Source organism: Lysinibacillus sp. FJAT-14222, from assembly GCF_001278875.1.
GTDB lineage: Bacteria > Bacillota > Bacilli > Bacillales_A > Planococcaceae > Lysinibacillus > Lysinibacillus agricola.
In genome coordinates this window covers 102684-121917 of the sequence record NZ_LIYL01000024.1, presented here as the reverse complement: position 1 = coordinate 121917, position 19234 = coordinate 102684, and the positions used below count along the sequence as shown (strand labels likewise).

Sequence of the window (19234 nt, the reverse complement as noted above, 5' to 3'; positions counted from 1 at the left end):
GAATCTTTAAATGATGAAAATGCCCGTAAATGGCAAGATACTGTTAGTGACATTTTTAATCATTGCTTTCTCCTTTTTACTTGGTGGCATTTTTGTACTTGGTAATCTCTTAACTGAGCAAGAAAAGGATTTTGGTCAGCGTGCTATGCTCGTCGCACGAACTGTATCGAATGTGCCAGAGTTAAGTATGCATTTGAAAAATGACAATATTAAAGAAGCTTCAAAAAATGTCAATAAAATTGTAGATGGAATACGTGTTATTAATAAAGCTGAGTATATTGTTGTGATGAATATGGATCGTATTAAACTATCACACCCCGTCAGTAAAGAAATAGGGAAACGTAGTGGATCACAGGATTTAAATGCTGCCTTTAGTGAGCATTATTATGTATCGAAGGCACAAGGGGAAGCCGGTGTGATGATTCGAGCTTTTGTCCCTATCGTTGATGAAAAAAAAGAACAAGTAGGCATTGTAGTTGTAGGGTATTCACTGCCAACGTTTATTGGAATGTTACAAAGTTATGAGCATGAAATTTTTATTACTATTCTTATATCACTTGTTTTTAGTATTTGGGGAGCATATACACTCGGCCGACACATTAAAAAGCAAATGTTTGGGCTCGAACCTCATGAGATTGCAAAGATGTATGTAGAACGAACAGAAACGTTCAATGCTATGCATGAAGGCATCATAGCGGTTGATAAGGAAATGAATATAACAATTTTTAATGAAAAAGCAGCTGATATATTAGGAGTAACTAGAAAGATAGAGGATTGTATCGGTGAAAAGATTTATGATGTTTTGCCTGACACACGATTGCCTGAAATTGTTGAAACGGCAACTCCTGTATACGATCAAGAGCTGTACATTAATCATCATAGTATTCTAAGTAATCGTGTCCCGATTATTGTAAATGATGAGTTAGTCGGTGCGGTTGCCATGTTTAAAGATTTAACCGCGGTGAAAAAGCTTGCGGAAGAGGTAACAGGCGTTAAAGCTTTTGTTCAAGCGCTACGCGTACAAACGCATGAGCATAAAAATAAGCTTCATACTATTGCAGGGCTTCTGCAATTGGGACATACAAAGCAGGCACTTGAATACGTTACTGCTACTACCGAAAATGAAGCTTCTTTAACGAAGTTTTTGAATGAACGCTTTCATAATGAAAATATTTCTGGATTATTGCTTAGTAAAGTTAGTTATGGCAAGGAATTAGGCATACAAGTAGAAATTGATCGAAAAAGTCATTTTAAACGCTTTCCAGCTCTTCTAGATCATCACGATTTTGTTGTCTTGTTAGGGAATTTAATTGAAAATGCCTTTGAAGCGTTAAATGTTGTTTCTAAGGATGATAAATATGTCGCAATTTCTGTAGATGAGCATGACTCTGTGTTAGCAATTGCTGTTTCTGATAATGGTATTGGGATGTCTGAGGAGGTACAAGCTCGTATGTTTGAAAATGGATTTTCAACAAAGGCAAGTGAGAATCGCGGTATTGGCTTACATTTAATCCATGGAATTGTTAGAAAAGGCAATGGCGATATTGAAGTGGTGAGTGAATTTATGAAAGGGACAAGTTTCTTAATCTTATTTGAGTTAGGAGAAGAATAGATGGATGAAATAAATGTGTTACTAATTGAAGATGATCCGATGGTACGAGAAGTGAACAGGCAATTTATTGAGCAAATCAAAGGGTTTTCGTTAATAGGCTATGCTGGAAATGGGATCGAGGGTTTTGAGAAGATTAAACAATTAAATCCTGAGCTTGTCTTTATGGATATTTTTATGCCTGAGCAGGATGGCATCATTACGTTAGGAAAGATTCGTGAAGAACATCTTCCAGTTGACGTTATCGCTGTGACCGCAGCTAATGATATGCCAACTGTGCAGCGAATTTTACACTTAGGTGTCTATGATTATATTATGAAACCCTTTACGTTTGAACGAATTGAGCAAACTTTAATGAATTATCAAGCGTATAAAAAGAAAATAAGTGACATGCAAGATCTAACACAACATGATGTTGATCATCTAATGCAACAGCGTATATCTGAGCAAATAGCTGTTCCTTCAGTTACTGAAACAATTATAATTAACGAGCTACCAAAGGGTTTTAACCGAGCAACATTAGATAAAGTGCTTGCCTATATTCAAGAAAGCAACGAAGCGGTATCAGCGGAGGAAGTATCCACGTACATAGGAACAGCCCGTGTAACGGCTCGACGTTACTTAGATTTTTTAGAAAAGCAAAATTTATTAAAGGTGGATATACAATATGGAAGTGTGGGACGTCCGATCCATCGATACTATATTTAGAGAATGAGCGTACCTATGAGTATTGAATAAAGGGTACGCTTTTTTCTTGATGTCGATATTTTTAATAAGTTGGGCGATAAATCACTGAAAAGTATCGATAAACAAGAGAAAATTCTTGATAAATCTCTCAATATTGCTTCTTGTCGTTTACTTGAAAAACGAGGCATGCAAAAAGTACAGGTGTTAGAAAGATTCGGTCATGAACAAACTGTATATGGATTGATATGAAGTAGAAAGGGAAATACAGAAAATATCATTGATTTCAAAACTTATGGGGAGTAGGTTTAGCACATGTTTAACGTTCGAAAAGAGGCATTGTTGAAATTTTTGAAAATTCTATTTCCAATAGCACTTTTAGCAATAGCAATTTATGAAATTCTACAAACGATAAGTGGGATAGATGTTCATTTACTTCGCAAAGAAGTGAATGAATTGCAGATATGGGAGCTCTTATTTATTCTTTTTATCACCTTCTGTGCTATTACACCGATGATTTTTTATGATGTTATTTTAGTGAAAATATTGGGAATCAAAATAAATAACCGTATTTTACTGAATCATTCATTTATTGTGAATACCTTCTCAAATCTTATTGGTTTTGGTGGTTTAGTTGGTGTATTTCTGCGTAATTATTTCTATTCGAAATATAAAGAGGATAAGGAATACTTGTTAAAAACCATTGCCTCCGTAACACTCTTTTATTTAACAGGGATTTCTTTGTTAGTTTGGATTATGTATATATTCTTCTGGGACTTCCCATTGCTGAAAGAAGTACGGTGGTTATCGATTGCAGTCATTCTTGTCAGCTTATATGTTCCGGTTTTTATTGCTATGCACATCATTCGCTATAAAAAAACGAGTTCTTTAAATCCAAAGATAGCTCTTCAATTGATAGTAACTTCAGTAGCTGAATGGTTTGCGGTCTTTTTAGTTATCTGGATATTAACTTTTATTTTGAATATACCGATAGAATTATCCGCATTAATTCCAATATTTTTAATTGCTTCCAGTGCGGGAATAGTCAGTATGATACCTGGTGGAGTTGGCTCATTTGACCTTGTTTTTTTGTGGGGGACTCAAAGTGTAGGAATCGCTGATGAAAAAGTGCTGTTTCTATTAATTTTGTACCGGGTTGGTTACTTTGTGCTTCCATTTTTGGTTTCCTCTTTCTTATTTATAAAAGAATATTGGAAACGTTGGAATCAATCATGGGATGACTTGCCAAATGTTATTTTCCAGAGGCTTAGTCACATGTTGCTAACAATATTGGTTTTTATCTCTGGCATTGTGTTATTACTATCTGCGTCGGTGCCAGGTGTTTTAACTCGATTAAAAATAGCTCAGGAATTTTTATCCTCGCCAATCATGAATGTCTCTCATCAAATGACTGTTGCAGCAGGCTTTATTCTCTTAGGATTATGTAGGGGGATTAAATATAAAGTAAAAAGGGCATATCAGCTTACCATCATTGTACTCAGTAGTTCCGCTCTGTTTTCTATATTTAAGGGCCTTGACTATGAAGAAGCTATTTTTTTAATGATTGTCACAGGGTTGTTAATTGCGTCAAAAAAACAATTTTACCGTGAAAGTTATGTTTTGACATGGGGAATAGTCTTATTTGACCTTGCTGCAGTGACAATCATTACAGTGATGTATTTATTAATTGGTTATGTGAACTTACCTACTTCCAAAATTCATATTCCAGCTACTCTACAGGTCTATATCATTACAGATTACCGAGATCTATTTTATAGTGCTGTAATTGGCATCCTAATAGCAATTGTCATTTTTTATATAGGTTATTTTATCCGTGCACCTAAGAAAATGGAAAAGCTTTTGTCTAGTGAGCAAGAAGATACAATCAAAAATCATTTGATGACCTATAAAGGGACGGAGTATTCACACTTGATTTTTTTACATGACAAATTTGTCCACTGGAATGAAAAAGGTACAGTTTTATTTTCTTATCAAATATATGCTGATAAAATCGTTGTACTTGGAGATCCAGTAGGGAATGAATCTGATTTTTTATCTGCTATTCAGGAGTTTTTGGAATTGGCGGATAAGCATGGTTATACACCAGTCTTTTATGAAATTAACAATAAAATTTTTTCTTCTCTACATGAGCATGGTTATAGTTTTTTTAAGCTTGGTGAGGAAGCTTTTGTAGATTTAGAAAAATTTACACTTGTCGGTAAGGGGATGAAGGGGAGCCGAGCGATAAAAAATAAATTTGAACGAGAAAATTTTACATTGGAATTAATAAGCCCACCTTACTCACAGGAAGTAATGAATGAGTTGGAAGAAGTATCAATGAAATGGTTGCAGGGAAGGGCAGAAAAAGGCTTTTCTCTTGGCTTTTTTGATGAACACTATTTAAACACTTCCAAGATTGTCGTTTTACGTGGAGCAGAAGAAGTTATTGGATTTGCCAGTATCATGCCAATGTACGATAATGGCGAAAGAATCTCAGTAGACCTCATGCGTTTTAAACCGGGAGCACCATCTGGAACGATGGATTTCATTTTTCTATCGCTATTTGAATGGGCAAAAGCACAAGGCTATCGTGTTTTTAATATGGGGATGTCGCCATTGTCAAATGTCGGACAATCTAGGTATTCCTTTTTAAGTGAAAAAATTGCAGCACAAATATTTTTACATGGGCAGCACTTCTACCATTTTAAAGGATTAAAAAACTTCAAATTAAAATATGCAGATTTTTGGGAGCCAAAGTATGTAGCGTATCGAAAAAAATCTTCATTACCATTTACAATGGCACAAGTCACGCTATTAATTGGTAAAAGGAGGAGATAGGTAGCTGAGTTCTAACGCTGCTTGCTTAGAGAAGAATAGGAAGCTCAATAATCATTTTTAGGAGTCTGTGCTGCCAACATAATTAAGTATTAGTTGTACTAGCATAATTGCTTAGACGGAAGTATTCGCTTAGCCAAACCAAAAAAAGATGCATTGCAAAATTACTTTGCGATGCATCTTTTTTGATGGATTTTTATAGTGGGAAGAATGAAAAGAGCCGGAACCCGGACATCACTGAAAAAACATCGAACATCGCTGATAAAAGTATCAGAATCGCTGATAAACAACAAACATCGCCGGTAAAACCTCAAACATCGCCGGTAAAACCTCAAACATCGCCGGTAAAATCTCAAACATCGCTGATAAACAGCAAACAAAGCTGGTAGAAGAAAGAAATCAACGTTTCTAAAATTTATTTTTCGCGTTTTTAAGGTTCAGACCAGTTTTGTTTCAGCCTCGTTTGAATGGTATTCATTGAACTTCATTTCGCGATATGAGAAAATTGTAATTTCATATTTGATTTTCCATTGGCGCTTTGTAATAATAGAGAAAATTTTAGTTCTAGATGAAAAATTAAAACTTTTTAGGGGAGGAGCAGTTTGCGTATTCCGAATAAATTAACAGTAGGTGATGAGATACGTATTATCGCACCTAGTCGTAGTGCAGCAATTATTACAGTAGAAGGCGCTGAACAAACAAAGAAAAAGCTTGGAGAGTTAGGCTTTACGGTATCCTATGGGCGTCATATTTTTGAATGTGATCTTCAAAATTCAACATCGATTGAGCATCGAGTTGCTGACATTCATGATGCCTTTCACGATGAGAATGTAAAGGCTGTATTAACAGTCATCGGTGGTTTTAACTGTAATGAGGTATTACCCTATTTGGATTACGACATGATTGCAAATAATCCAAAAATATTTTGTGGTTTCAGTGATATCACAGCTTCAGCAACAGCTATTACAAAAAAATGTGGATTTATAACGTATTCAGGTCCTCATTTTTCTAGCTTTCGTATGGAACAGGCACAAGACTATCAGCTAATATATTTTCAACAATGTTTAATGAACAATACACCATATACGATTAAAGCATCAAGCGTTTGGAGTGATGATGCATGGTATTTAGATCAGCATAATCGTCATTTTGAAGCAGCTAGCTGGAAGGTGTATTCTGACGGAAAAGCAAGTGGACAATTATATGGCGGAAATTTATGTACGTTAAATCTACTTCAAGGTACACCGTATATGCCTGATTTATCAAATAGTATTTTATTTGTCGAGGATGATGAACTAGTTAATCCAGAAATATTTGCTCGAGATTTCACCTCATCAGTAATGGCAAACAACACTGCAGGGGTAGCATTATACGAAAAAATGGGATTTGAAATTGAGGGGACTAAAAGACATTCCTTATATGTTGATGGGGAATACATGGACGAATATTACATGTCGAAATTATTGTAATTCAAAAGGAGTGTTTGTATGAATCCAATAAGAAACAGTAGTAGTATAAATATTGGTATTTTTTCACCATCATCGCCAGCATCTGTCAGTGCACTTTCCCGATATAAGCGTGCAAAAGCTTTTCTTGAACAAAGAAATATAAACTTAATTGAAGGAGGTCTAACTGGTAAATCTGATATTTATCGCTCTGGCACTCCAAAAGAGCGTGCTGAAGAATTAAATGAATTACTACGAAATCCAAACGTCCACATCATAATGTCGACAATCGGTGGTACAAATTCAAATAGTGTGCTGCCGTATATCGACTATGAGGCGTTTCAAAACAATCCAAAAATCGTTGTTGGTTATTCTGATGCAACGACAATTTTACTTGCACTTTACGCAAAAACGGGAATTACAACTTTCTATGGTCCAGCTTTAGTTCCTTCCTTTGGTGAGTTTGAGCCATTAGTTAATGATACATATCAATTCTTCGAGAACTACTTCTTTAAATCACAAGCATTACCTTACGAAATTCCGATGCCTACTTATTGGTCAGATGAACCTGTCAATTGGCTAGAAAAAACGGTAGAAAAAAAGTTATATAAGAATGAATGGGTGACGGTTCGAGAAGGAGTTGCTGAAGGTAGGTTAATTGGCGGCAATGTAAATGCTATGTATGGATTCATTGGTACACCTTATTTTCCGAATATTAAAAATGGAGATATCTTATTAATTGAAGATTGCGGTAAAAATACAGCTATCGTTGAGAAAAATTTTGCGATGCTGAAATTACACGGAGTATTTGAAAAAATAAGTGGCATTATTTTAGGTAAGCATGAATGTTATGATGACTTAGAAACAGGGCGTATACCATATGAAGTTCTGCTTGAACAGTTAGACGGCATCGATATCCCAATCTTAGCAGAATTTGATATATGTCATACACATCCGATGCATCCAATTGCTATAGGAAAACAGGTGAGATTAGATGCAACGGCCAAAAAAGTCTATTGTATCGAGAATTGGTTATAAGCCCTGCTTTTTTGCAATTAGAGTTTGAGAGGGGATATTTTAAGGCTTAAGCGAGATAATGAACATTAATGCAAGCACTATTAGGGGATTTATATTGTTAAAAAGGTTTACTCAAATGATAGGTGATATATTCAGATGATTTTATTTTTCATGAATTTACATTAAAAATGAGTGTTCATTATCGAATGTTTGAGATGATATTTTGTTTAAACGTATGCCATGTTAATCAGTTGATTGAAGCGGTGACTGGTGACTCCTTGGGATCAGCAATAGAGGAACGAAGGCTAAAACCATCACGTCCTGTGATAACGTCTTCGTGACTAACATCGTGTTAGCCTAATGCCCCCAGGAAGCTCTGCTCTGTGCGAAAGCGTAGCGGCAGCAACAATGTTTTATCTGTGCGAAAGCGAAGCGACAGCAACAAAGCGCCCAGTCGTACAACCCACGCTATGGTGATGATATCAAAACATAGAAAAAGGGCGCTCCTGTAAAGGAGAGCCCTTTTTTACATGTATTTATTAATCTTCTTCAATATCTTTTCGGTTTTTCTTTAACATTTTAGATAACATTTCATATACGATTGGTACAACTACTAATGTTAATAGTGTTGAAGATAGTAAACCACCGATTACTGTAATCGCTAGGTCTTTTGAAATTAGACCACTGCCACCACCGCCGAGTGCCATTGGAACCATCGCACCGATTGTGGCTATGGCTGTCATTAGAATTGGGCGTAAACGAGTTGCACCTGCTTCTAAAATGGCCTCTCGCATAGCGAGTCCGTCACGTTCCATATGGATAATACGGTCTACTAATACGATGGCATTAGTCACAACGATACCAATGAGCATTAATAGTCCCATCATAACAGAAACAGAAATGGTTTGACCTGTGACGAACAAGCCGACAAATGCACCAATTACTGCGAATGGTAGTGAGAACAGAATAGCGAATGGTGCTAACCCTTCACCAAATGTTACTACTAGGATGAAGTAAACGATAGCAATTGCAGCTAACATAGCAATTCCAAGCTTTGTAAATGTTTCTTGCATATCTGCAGCCACACCAGCTACGCCAGTCGTTACACCTTTAGGTAAATCTAATTTATCGATCTTTTTATCAGCAGCAGAAGTTGCTTTTGAAATATCGTCGCCGATAATCGTACCAGACACTGTTGCGAAATATTCACCTTTAGAGCGAGATAATGTGTTAAGTGTAGTGCCTTCTTCTACATCTACTAATTCGCCAATTGTCATTGTTGTACCTAAGGCTGTTTTGATTTCAGTAGCTAATACATCATCAAGAGATAATGCTGCTGCCTTTGCTTCATGCTGTACAATGACATCAATATCTTCACCGTCATACTTGACTGATGTTAAAACTTCTGATGAAGTGTTTGAATTCAATGCCATGACGATTTGAGCCGTCGTTAAACCATATTGTAGAACATTTTTCTGATCTACTTTTAAGGTATGTTCAACATATGGATCTTCATTATCAGACTTAATGTCTTCTAGACCATCAACTTCTTTTAATGCGCCTTCTACTTGCTTCACTGCTTTACGAAGCTTATCTAAGTCCTCGCTATATAATGTGTAGCTTACTTCATTTGAAGACATAGACATAGCTGAGAAGTCTTGAGTTTTCCATTCTCCTGATTGACCGATGTTAAATATATAGTCTTCTACTTCTTCACGTGCTTTAGGGAAGTCCTTCATATCAGGATCAAAAATGAGGTACATTAAGGCGCCGCCACCGCCGCCACCCATCATTATTGCAGAAGGATCAACATTTTTAGGATCATTGATAGAGACTTGTAAAATATCAACGTCTTTGCGTTTCATTAATTCTTTTTCTACTTTTGCCACATTTGCTTCTGTATCTTTCATTAGCTCACCTGTAGCTGGTGAATAAGTTAAGTACATAACCTTTTCTTCTTGAGAGCCCATGAAACTGAAGCCGATAAGTGGTGTTAAAGCAAGTGAACCAACAAGCATTACAATCGCAATTGCAGATGTAATAATTTTATGATTTAATGCTTTTTCTAGTACACCTCTATACCAAGTAGCAAGTTTACCAACTTCTTTATGCTGACTTTCTTTTTTCTCACCGTATATTTTTTTACGGAATAGGAAGTGAGATAAAGCTGGAACTATTGTAATCGCTACTATTAATGAAGCACCTAGAGCAAATGTCATGGTTAACGCGAACGGCATGAATAATTCTCCAACCATACCGCCTACGAAAATTAGTGGAGCGAATACTGCTACAGTTACTAATGTTGAAGAAAATATTGGTTTGAACATTTCGATAGTCGCTTCCCGAATAAGGGCACGACCTGTTAATTTTTCTTCTTTTAAATGGATACGTCGATAAATGTTTTCAACAACTACAATGGAGTCATCAATTACACGACCAATGGCAACGGTTATCGCACCGAGGGTCATAATGTTTAATGTGATATCCATCCAGTTTAATAGTAGTAATGCCATAAATACTGAAACTGGGATAGAAATAATCGAAATAATTGTCGATTTGAAATCACGTAGGAATAGTAAAATAATTAATACGGCAATTGCGCCACCGAATACGGCTTTTTCAATCATTGTGAAGACTGAATCTTCAATCGGAGCACCTTGGTCAAGTGAGATATCTACTTTTAAACCGGCTATAGATTTTTCTTCGTCTTTAATTAGGTCTTTAACCGCATTTACGACAGTTACTGTATTGGCATCTTGACCTTTAACAATTTGAATCGCAATCGCATCTTTGCCATTTGTACGTGACACAGATTGTACTTTACCTTCTACTTCAATTTTCGCAATATCACCTAAGCGAACGAATGGTGATGGATTTGTAGCTGAAGGCGTTACTGGGATTAATAGGTCTTTTAATTCATCTACGGATGTAACTTTACCGTCTACTGAAACAGCCTGTTCGCCAGCAGTAAATTCATATAATCCAAGTGAAAGTGACATATCACTTGCTTGAATCATTTGCTTGACAGATTCCTCTGTTAAACCAAGCGCAGCCATTTTCGCTTCATCATATTTAAATGAAACCTGGTTAATGTGCTGACCAGTGAGTGTTGCAGAAGCAACCCCATCAATTTTTTCGATTTTAGGAAGTAAAATATCTTCTACTGTTGACGTTAATTCAACAATATCTTCCTTAGAGCTACTTACTGATAAAGCTACGACAGGCATCATATTCATGCTAATTGCCATAATTGTCGGCTTTTCAGCACCCTCAGGTAGTTTTACATTATCTAAAGCGGACTCTAATTGGCGCTTTTTCTCATCCATGTCAATTCCGTAGTCGTATTCAACTTGAACTTGTGCTACGTTTGAAGAGGAATTTGAGTAAACAGCCTTTACATCTTCTAAGCTCTCTATTGACTTTTCAAATGGAATGGAAAGCTCATTCATGACCTGTTCAGGTGTTGCGCCAGGATAAACACCCATAACTATTAAGTATGGTATAGAAATATCAGGTATCGATTCCATTTTCATTCTTGTACCTGAATAAATACCCGAGACAGTGATGATAATTGTTAATAACCACACTGCTAATTTGTTTTTCAAAACGAAATTAACTAAACCTTTCACTTTCACACCTACCCTTTATTGACTTACTAGATTCAGTTATTTATAATAATGACTAATCGGTCATTTGTCAACGAAATACATTAGGAGAGAATTAAAAGTATGCTAAAAAAGCAACTAATTATGGAGAAAGCATTAGAGCTATTTTCTGAACAAGGCTTTGAATCTACATCTGTACAGCAAATTACAGAAAGGTGTGGAATTTCAAAAGGTGCATTTTATTTATCTTTTAAAACAAAAGATGAACTTCTATTTTCGATGGTAGAGTACTATCTACAGCAGTTTGTTACTGACATTGACCAAGTAGTCAGAGGTTCACTTAGTAAAGATGTTATATTAGTTGAGTTTTACAAAAGTATTTTTCAAGCATTTAAAAACCACTCTGCATCTGCTCGAGTTTTTTTTAATGAAAAAGTCCTTTTAACTAAAAAAGAATTGTTTCAGAAAATAAGTGCCTATGATGCCGATATGTCGAAGTCAATCCTTTATATGCTTGAGCAGCTATATCAGGATGAACTCCGAAATACAAAGTATGATGTCATGTATTGTATTAAAGGATTTATGAAGAGCTATGCAGAACTTTTTATTTTTTCCGATATACCACTAGACTTAGATCAATTGGCTAAATCTTTAGCGGAAAAGACGGATATTATAGCAAGGCATACAACGATTCCCTTTATTACTGAAGAGCTTGTTCAATTAACAGCAAAACCTTGTGATGAAGAAGTTTCCCAGGAATATTTGCTAGAATTAATCGAACAATATCTAAATGGTTTAGAGGAGTCTATTGAACGCGAGTCTCTTGAATTATTAAAATATCAAGTTGAAAATCTAACCTATAGCAAACCAATTCTAAAAGGTTTAATTGAAAACATACGCTTACAGTCGGATTATAAATGGGTTGCTTATGTACTAGCTAAATACTTTAAGATTTAGGCATAAGAACAGGATTGCTCACTCTAAAAGGTGAACGATCCTTTTTTTTATTGAGATTAAATGTCGTACGAAAAATTTGAAGTGTTAGCGGAAATTATGTAATAGTCTAGGTGATTAGAAGTGATAGCAGTGCTTCTAGTAGCACCACAATATGAATAAGATTTCCACTCAGGCAGCCATTTCCTAAAAAACGGTATCTTACTGAATGTACTACTCTAAATCATTTCGATTAACTGAATGCTAAGTATGTCTACTGGTTGTATTACTGAGATGATTTTTAGAGTTGTTATTACTATATACGAAAAAGAAGCAAGGAGGTTTCAAAAAATTGAAAATAAAAAACTACGCAAACTTTGCGTAGTTTTTTTTAGTGAGGTTAAACCTCCATTATAATCGGTAAAATCATAGGTCGACGTTTTGTTTTTTCGAATAGATAGGGTCCTAACACGTCAGTAATTTCATTTTTCAGTTCAGTCCATTGAGGAGTTTTGCCTTGGATAGTTTCATTTAGATGACGATTTAGCATTTTTTGTGCTTCATTAATCATCGTACCTGACTCACGCATGTAAACAAAGCCTCGTGAAATAATGTCAGGGCCGGAAACAATTTTTTGATTTTCCATATCAACACTTACAACAACGATAACTAAACCTTCTTCAGAAAGAATGCGTCGATCACGAAGCACGATATTGCCGATATCTCCAATACCATTACCGTCAATATAAACGTCTCCTGAAGGAATACGACCTGCCACATGTGCTTCATTCGCACTTAATGCTAGGACGTCACCATTCCCCATAACGAATGTATTTTCAAGTGGAACATCACAATCTTCTGCTAGATGAGTATGCATTTTTAACATACGGAATTCACCGTGAATCGGCATAAAGAATTTAGGCTTCATTAAGCGCAGCATCAATTTTTGTTCTTCCTGAGAGCCGTGACCAGAAGTATGGATATTATTTAGTGCACCATGAATAACTTCTGCACCAGCACGGAACAGTAAGTTGATGATCTTGTTTACACTTACCGTATTTCCTGGTACTGGTGAAGAAGAGAAGATAACTGTGTCACCAGGCTGGATTTGGATTTGACGATGTGTACCATTGGCAATACGAGAAAGGGCTGCCATCGGTTCACCTTGAGAGCCTGTACATAATATCATTACTTCATTGGCAGGAAGACGATTAATGCTTTGGGCATCAATAAATGTATCCTTAGGTGCATTAATATAGCCAAGTTCACGACCGATTGTAATGGCATTATCCATTGAACGGCCGAAGACAGCGATTTTTCGTCCGTATTTTATTGCAGCATCTGTTGCTTGTTGTAAACGGTGAATATTTGACGCAAATGTTGCAAAAATAATGCGACTATCAACCTTACGGAAGATTTCATCAATACTTTTTCCAACTGTACGTTCAGACATTGTAAAGTTTGGTTTTTCAGCATTTGTACTATCTGAAAGTAAGCAAAGTACTCCGTCACGGCCGATTTCAGCCATTTTTGTTAAGTTTGCTGGTTCGCCTACTGGTGTAAAGTCAAATTTAAAGTCACCTGTGTGCACAATGTTACCAGGTGGTGTTTTTACAACAATTCCGTAAGCATCTGGAATACTATGTGTTGTTCTAAAGAAGCTGACAGATGTTTTTCTAAACTTAATCACATCTTCTTCTTTAATTTCGATAAGTTTTGTTGTACGTAACAGTCCATGCTCTTCTAATTTATTGCGCAATAAACCTAGTGCAAGCTTACCACCGTAGACAGGAACATTCACTTGGCGTAGTAAGTATGGAATACCACCAATATGATCCTCGTGTCCGTGTGTAATAAATAAGCCTTTAATTTTGTCGACGTTACGTACTAAATACGTATAATCTGGAATAACATAGTCAATGCCGAGTAAGTCGTCTTCTGGAAATTTGATGCCGGCATCAATTAAGATAATTTCATCTTGAAATTGAACGCCGTAAGTATTTTTGCCGATTTCGCCCAGTCCGCCGAGCGCGAAAACAGCTGCTTGGTCATTTTTAACAAACTTCATGTTTGTTAAATTTCCTCCAAGATGAAGTTCGGACTTGCTTGTTCGTAAGTTAAATAGTTACCTTCAAGCAGTTGAACGAACTCAATATTATAGTTTCGGTCTTTTAGCTTTTCACGTACTTCGCGCTCTGAAGCAGCTTCAAGGTATAGACTTTTAGTGTTTTCGCGAACTGGAATCTCAATAGCATTTTCTTGATAATAAACTTTGTAAATCATAGTTTGCTCTCCTTTATTGCGTACATTTTTATTGCACCTTTGACTAATACCACACACGTACTACAAGAAAAAATAGCGAATTTCTAGTATACTGAAAATGAAATAGGCGTTTGGATTTCTTGTATCTCAGTGTTTCAAAATTGCACTATTTATCTTCGTTCAGCAAATGTATTTTGCGGCTTTAAAGCCAATCATCAACCGCAGAAGACAGTGGATGTCAAAATAATAGCTGAGAAAGATGAACTCAGGCTAAGAACTTCACATCTTGTGAAAATACCTGAGTGACCAACATTATGCCTGCTGACGCTTCGCTTTCGCGCAAAAAACACGTGCTGCTGACGCTTCGCTTTCACGCAAAAGACATCTGCTGGCCTAAAGCCTCTGGTAGATGTCGCGGATTTTGAAAGGAATCAATTATGTTGATACAATTCAAAATCTGGACGTAAGTACACCAAGGCGTATTTGATAAGAAGCAATGAGACAGTGGTTGCACATAGCCAAATAAATGCATTTCCTTTATATTATCACGCAGTTACTCTAAAATAAAGAAAAGCCCTTCAAATAATGAAGGGCAAATGTTAGGCAATTGATTTTTTTCCGAGTATGCCGCGAAGTTGCTTCAACAATTTGCGTTTGAGTTTCTTCATCATGGCACATCACTCCTTAGGATCATTATAACAAAAAAAATCACCTGTGTAAAGTCATTAACCTTTGCAGAATAATACATAATGAGAGGGACTATAAGATGAAGAAAATTTTATTTTTTGATGTAGATGGTACACTTTATAATAGTGAAAAAATATTACCTGCTTCTGCGAAAGAAGCACTTTTTGAAGCTCGTAGTAAAGGGTATGAGCTAGCCATTGCAACTGGGCGTGCACCTTTTATGATTCAATCCTTACTAGAAGAACTAGATATTAATACGTATGTGACCTTTAATGGGCAATATGTTGTTTATCGTGGTGAGGTTGTCTATACAAACGGTATTGAGAAAGATGAACTAGCCAAAATCATTGCCTTTGGTGAAGCGCGAAATGAACCTGTAGTATTTTTAGATGACAAGCGAATGATTGCATCTGTTGGAAATAACGATATGGTGGCAGAAAGCTTAAATACATTAAAATACCCGTATCCAAATTTAGACTCAACTTATTATATGCATAATGCGGTGTATCAAACACTTATTTTTATGGAAGAAAAAGATGAACCTTTATATTGTGAAACGTTTCCAAATGTCCAGTTTGTACGCTGGCATCGCTATTCTTGTGATATTTTACCAAAGGGAGGCTCAAAGGCTGCTGGCATTGAAAAAATCCTTGAGAAAATGGGACTGACACTAAATGATGCAATTGCTTTTGGAGATGGTATCAACGATATAGAAATGCTACAGGCTGTTGGAACAGGTGTGGCGATGGGGAATGGACATGACAGAGTGAAGGCTATTGCTACTCATATTGCAGATCATGTAGATGAGGACGGTCTTGCTAAAATTATGCGTGAGTTAAATATTATTTAATGAAGATAAAAAGCAACTAGTTGGAGGAAATGACTACAGTTAGTTGCTTTTGTATTTAGGAAACAGGTGAAAAATTAAAGTTAATATTTCATTTGTTTCTTTGTTAGATGGGTAGAAAACCAAAGTGGCGGATTGAAAATCGCGGTGAGGTACGCAAGAAAACAAACCCCTACAGATGTTAAACAACTGCAGGGGTTTGTTTTCTTTATGTGCCCTTAGTCACGCTCATATGGTGTAGAATCTGGAATTTCCGCAAATGGATTTTTTTCATTGATGCGATCGTAAAACATTATGCCATTAAGGTGGTCTAATTCATGTTGGAAGGCTATAGCAGGCAAGCCTTTAAGTCGCATTTTTTTCTCTTCACCGTCAACTGTTTTAAATTTAACTGTAACACGAGCATGACGTGGTACATAGCCTGGAACGTTGCGGTCTACAGAAAGGCAACCCTCACCCGTGGCAAGGTATGTGTTTTCTACAGAGTGGCTAACGATTTTTGGGTTGATTGCTACAAAACTTAATTGTTCGCCATTGTCATCTATTAAATGAAGGGCAAACATTCGATGTAGGCTATTTACTTGATTGGCAGCTAATCCAATGCCGCTACGTAAATCATATTTATCTGCAATTTCAGGATCTTGGCTGTTTATTAAATATTGAAGCATACCTTCTGCAAGCTGTCTTACTTCATCAGTTAAAGGGAATTTAACCTCCTCAGTTTTTGTGCGTAAAGTCGGATGACCTTCGCGAATAATATCATCCATTAAAATCATATGTGAATCTTCCTTTCAACTTTGTAGTGCCTTACTTATAAGTATACATCACGTATTAAAACAATCACATGAAAAAAGACCTTATTTGAATATACTTAAAAATTTTTTCTATAGCTATTAGATTGTCTAGAACTGGGGCATTCTACTATTGGTAATCATGTCGGAAAACTTAATGTTTGTGTACTATAAATACATTGTTATAATACAGTTTATATTAATTGATGGTACAGTATGAGACAGTATTGTTTAATCGTTATTTTAGAAAAAATCTTTGTTTGTACGCGTAATATATGATTGACCGACAGTATTTTATTCAGTATACTGAGTGCAAAGAATAAGTTGTACTAGTTGCAAAGGTGATTTATTTTAATACAGCTGAAAGGGAGATGTGACAAATGAGCAATAAAAACAATAATATTTTTGATGCTAAACAAACGCTAACTGAAATCGAAGATAAATTTGAAATGTTTCAAATTTTGAATGAAGAAGGCGAAATTATAAATGACGAGGCAGACCCAAAATTATCTGACGAGGAGCTAGTTGAGTTAATGACGCGTATGGTTTATACACGTATTTTAGACCAACGCTCTATCTCTCTTAACCGCCAAGGTCGATTAGGCTTCTATGCTCCAACGGCTGGTCAAGAAGCTTCGCAACTTGCTTCACACTTTGCGTTAGAAAAAGAAGATTGGATTTTACCAGGTTACCGTGATGTACCACAAATCGTATGGCATGGTTTACCTTTAGATAAAGCGTTTTTATTCTCACGTGGTCATTTTATGGGGAACCAAATTCCTGAAGGCGTAAACGTATTAGCACCTCAAATTATTATCGGTGCACAATATATTCAAGCGGCGGGTGTAGCACTTGGTATTCAAAAACGTGGTAAAAAGGCTGTAGCTGTAACTTATACAGGTGACGGCGGTTCATCACAAGGGGATTTCTATGAAGGCATTAACTTTGCAGGTGCGTTTAAATCACCAGCGATCTTCATTGTACAAAATAACCAATATGCAATTTCAACACCTCGCGAATTACAAACAGCTGCGAAAACAATTGCTCAAAAAGGTGTAGCAGCAGGCTTACCAAGTATTTTAGTAGATGGAATGGATGCGCTAGCAGTTTACGTAGCAACACGCGATGCACGTGAGCGCGCAGTCAATGGTGAAGGTCCAACTTTAATTGAAACACTATGCTATCGCTATGGTCCTCATACAATGGCAGGGGATGATCCAACGCGATACCGTACATCTGATACAGATAGTGAATGGGCACAAAAAGACCCTCTTGTACGCTTCCGTAAATACCTAGAGGCGAAAGGTCTATGGGATGAGCAAAAAGAAGAGGTTGTTATTGAACGTGCAAAAGAAGAAATTAAAGAAGCTATCAAAAAAGCCGATGCAGCTCCAAAACAAAAAGTAACAGAGTTAATGGAAAATATGTATAAAGGCGAAATGCCATCTAATTTAAAAGAACAGTATGAAATCTACAAAGAGAAGGAGTCGAAATAACCTATGGCACAAATGACGATGATTCAAGCAATTACAGATGCACTTCGCACAGAATTAAAGAACGATGAAAACGTTCTTGTATTCGGGGAAGATGTAGGTGTCAACGGTGGGGTATTCCGCGCAACTGAAGGCCTACAAAAAGAATTTGGTGTTGACCGCGTATTCGATACACCATTAGCAGAATCAGGTATTGGTGGCTTAGCAATCGGTCTTTCTCTACAAGGTTTCCGTCCAGTTCCTGAAATACAGTTCTTCGGCTTCGTTTATGAAGTAATGGATTCAATTAATGGTCAATTAGCACGTATGAGCTATCGTAGTGGTGGTGTCTATAATGCACCAGTAACAATCCGTTCACCATTCGGTGGGGGTGTGCATACTCCTGAAATGCACTCTGATAGCTTAGAGAGCTTAATGGCATCACAGCCAGGTTTAACGGTTGTTGTACCATCAACACCATACGATGCTAAAGGCTTACTGATTTCATCTATTCGAAATGATAACCCAGTAATTTTCTTAGAGCATTTAAAATTATATCGTTCATTCCGTGAAGAGGTACCTGAGGAAGCATACGAAATTCCACTAGGTAAAGCGGATGTAAAACGTGAAGGTAAAGATCTAACAATCATTGCCTATGGTTTAATGGTTCACGAAAGCTTAAAGGCTGCAGAAGAGCTAGAAAAAGAAGGCCACTCTGTAGAAGTTATTGATTTACGTACAATTCAACCAATTGATATTGAAACAATTATTGCATCAGTTGAAAAAACAGGTCGTGCAATCGTTGTACAAGAAGCCCAAAAACAAGCAGGTATTGCTGCAAATGTAGTTGCTGAAATAACAGAGCGCGCAATTTTAAGCTTAGAAGCACCTGTACTTCGTGTGGCTGCACCAGATACTGTGTACCCATTCCCACAAGCTGAAGGTGTTTGGTTACCGAACTATAAAGATGTAATGGCAACAGCTAAAAAAGTTTTAACATTCTAATGTAGCTTCTAGACTTGAAGAACGGTGAATAGAAAGGATGGG

At 36.5% G+C, this 19234-nt stretch carries 13 protein-coding genes; 9 read left to right on the top strand and 4 right to left on the bottom strand.

Features of this window, described 5'->3' with window-relative positions:
* Window positions 1-10: 10 nt before the first annotated feature.
* From AN161_RS12640 to AN161_RS12620, 5 genes are all read left to right on the top strand, one after another.
* Window positions 11-1612, top strand: coding sequence for a sensor histidine kinase (locus AN161_RS12640; protein ID WP_053594714.1), 1602 nt, complete (start codon window positions 11-13; stop codon window positions 1610-1612).
* Window positions 1613-2317, top strand: coding sequence for a response regulator (locus AN161_RS12635; RefSeq protein ID WP_053594713.1), 705 nt, complete (start codon window positions 1613-1615; stop codon window positions 2315-2317).
* A 291-nt stretch (window positions 2318-2608) separates the two neighbouring features.
* Complete coding sequence (gene mprF / locus AN161_RS12630) at window positions 2609-5131, top strand: bifunctional lysylphosphatidylglycerol flippase/synthetase MprF (RefSeq protein ID WP_053594712.1); 2523 nt, start codon at window positions 2609-2611, stop codon at window positions 5129-5131.
* A gap of 599 nt (window positions 5132-5730) precedes the next feature.
* A complete protein-coding gene (locus AN161_RS12625; protein ID WP_082340067.1) occupies window positions 5731-6597 on the top strand; it encodes a S66 peptidase family protein in 867 nt (288 codons plus the stop codon).
* A gap of 18 nt (window positions 6598-6615) precedes the next feature.
* Window positions 6616-7611 (top strand): S66 peptidase family protein, encoded by a 996-nt coding sequence (locus AN161_RS12620; protein ID WP_053594711.1) that lies wholly within the window; start codon window positions 6616-6618, stop codon window positions 7609-7611.
* A gap of 518 nt (window positions 7612-8129) precedes the next feature.
* Here AN161_RS12620 and AN161_RS12615 read toward each other — a convergent pair.
* Window positions 8130-11219: an efflux RND transporter permease subunit gene (locus AN161_RS12615; protein WP_053594710.1), complete on the bottom strand. Its 3090-nt coding sequence runs from the start codon at window positions 11217-11219 to the stop codon at window positions 8130-8132.
* Between the two features lie 99 nt (window positions 11220-11318).
* On the opposite strand from AN161_RS12615, the gene AN161_RS12610 reads away from it, so the two are divergent.
* On the top strand, window positions 11319-12152 hold the full coding sequence (locus tag AN161_RS12610) for a TetR/AcrR family transcriptional regulator (protein ID WP_053594709.1): 834 nt from the start codon (window positions 11319-11321) through the stop codon (window positions 12150-12152).
* Between the two features lie 376 nt (window positions 12153-12528).
* On the opposite strand, the gene rnjA is transcribed toward AN161_RS12610, so the two are convergent.
* The gene (gene rnjA, locus AN161_RS12605; RefSeq protein ID WP_053594708.1) at window positions 12529-14196 is read right to left on the bottom strand and encodes a ribonuclease J1; all 1668 of its coding nucleotides are present in this window, start codon (window positions 14194-14196) and stop codon (window positions 12529-12531) included.
* Window positions 14197-14201: 5 nt separating this feature from the next.
* Window positions 14202-14411, bottom strand: a complete 210-nt coding sequence (locus tag AN161_RS12600) for a DNA-directed RNA polymerase subunit epsilon (protein ID WP_053594707.1) — start codon at window positions 14409-14411, stop codon at window positions 14202-14204.
* A gap of 745 nt (window positions 14412-15156) precedes the next feature.
* Here AN161_RS12600 and AN161_RS12595 point away from each other — a divergent pair.
* Entirely contained in the window at window positions 15157-15927 is a 771-nt protein-coding gene (locus AN161_RS12595; RefSeq protein ID WP_053594706.1) for a Cof-type HAD-IIB family hydrolase, read from the top strand.
* A 215-nt stretch (window positions 15928-16142) separates the two neighbouring features.
* Here AN161_RS12595 and def read toward each other — a convergent pair whose 3' ends face one another.
* On the bottom strand, window positions 16143-16700 hold the full coding sequence (def, locus tag AN161_RS12590) for a peptide deformylase (protein WP_053594705.1): 558 nt from the start codon (window positions 16698-16700) through the stop codon (window positions 16143-16145).
* 395 nt (window positions 16701-17095) lie between these two features.
* Between def and pdhA the strand changes: the two genes are divergently transcribed.
* Together pdhA and AN161_RS12580 are read left to right on the top strand one after the other, a co-directional pair.
* Window positions 17096-18211, top strand: coding sequence for a pyruvate dehydrogenase (acetyl-transferring) E1 component subunit alpha (gene pdhA, locus AN161_RS12585; protein WP_053594704.1), 1116 nt, complete (start codon window positions 17096-17098; stop codon window positions 18209-18211).
* A gap of 3 nt (window positions 18212-18214) precedes the next feature.
* Window positions 18215-19192, top strand: a complete 978-nt coding sequence (locus tag AN161_RS12580; protein ID WP_053594703.1) for an alpha-ketoacid dehydrogenase subunit beta — start codon at window positions 18215-18217, stop codon at window positions 19190-19192.
* Window positions 19193-19234 lie beyond the last annotated feature (42 nt).

Excerpts from the sequence above, each read along its gene's own strand:
- AN161_RS12640 (WP_053594714.1), top strand. The coding sequence starts at position 11 with ATGATGAAAATGCCCGTAAATGGCAAGATACTGTTAGTGACATTTTTA.
- AN161_RS12635 (WP_053594713.1), top strand. The coding sequence starts at position 1,613 with ATGGATGAAATAAATGTGTTACTAATTGAAGATGATCCGATGGTACGA.
- mprF (WP_053594712.1), top strand. The coding sequence starts at position 2,609 with ATGTTTAACGTTCGAAAAGAGGCATTGTTGAAATTTTTGAAAATTCTA.
- AN161_RS12620 (WP_053594711.1), top strand. The coding sequence starts at position 6,616 with ATGAATCCAATAAGAAACAGTAGTAGTATAAATATTGGTATTTTTTCA.
- AN161_RS12610 (WP_053594709.1), top strand. The coding sequence starts at position 11,319 with ATGCTAAAAAAGCAACTAATTATGGAGAAAGCATTAGAGCTATTTTCT.
- rnjA (WP_053594708.1), bottom strand. The coding sequence starts at position 14,196 with ATGAAGTTTGTTAAAAATGACCAAGCAGCTGTTTTCGCGCTCGGCGGA.
- AN161_RS12600 (WP_053594707.1), bottom strand. The coding sequence starts at position 14,411 with ATGATTTACAAAGTTTATTATCAAGAAAATGCTATTGAGATTCCAGTT.
- AN161_RS12595 (WP_053594706.1), top strand. The coding sequence starts at position 15,157 with ATGAAGAAAATTTTATTTTTTGATGTAGATGGTACACTTTATAATAGT.
- def (WP_053594705.1), bottom strand. The coding sequence starts at position 16,700 with ATGATTTTAATGGATGATATTATTCGCGAAGGTCATCCGACTTTACGC.
- pdhA (WP_053594704.1), top strand. The coding sequence starts at position 17,096 with ATGAGCAATAAAAACAATAATATTTTTGATGCTAAACAAACGCTAACT.
- AN161_RS12580 (WP_053594703.1), top strand. The coding sequence starts at position 18,215 with ATGGCACAAATGACGATGATTCAAGCAATTACAGATGCACTTCGCACA.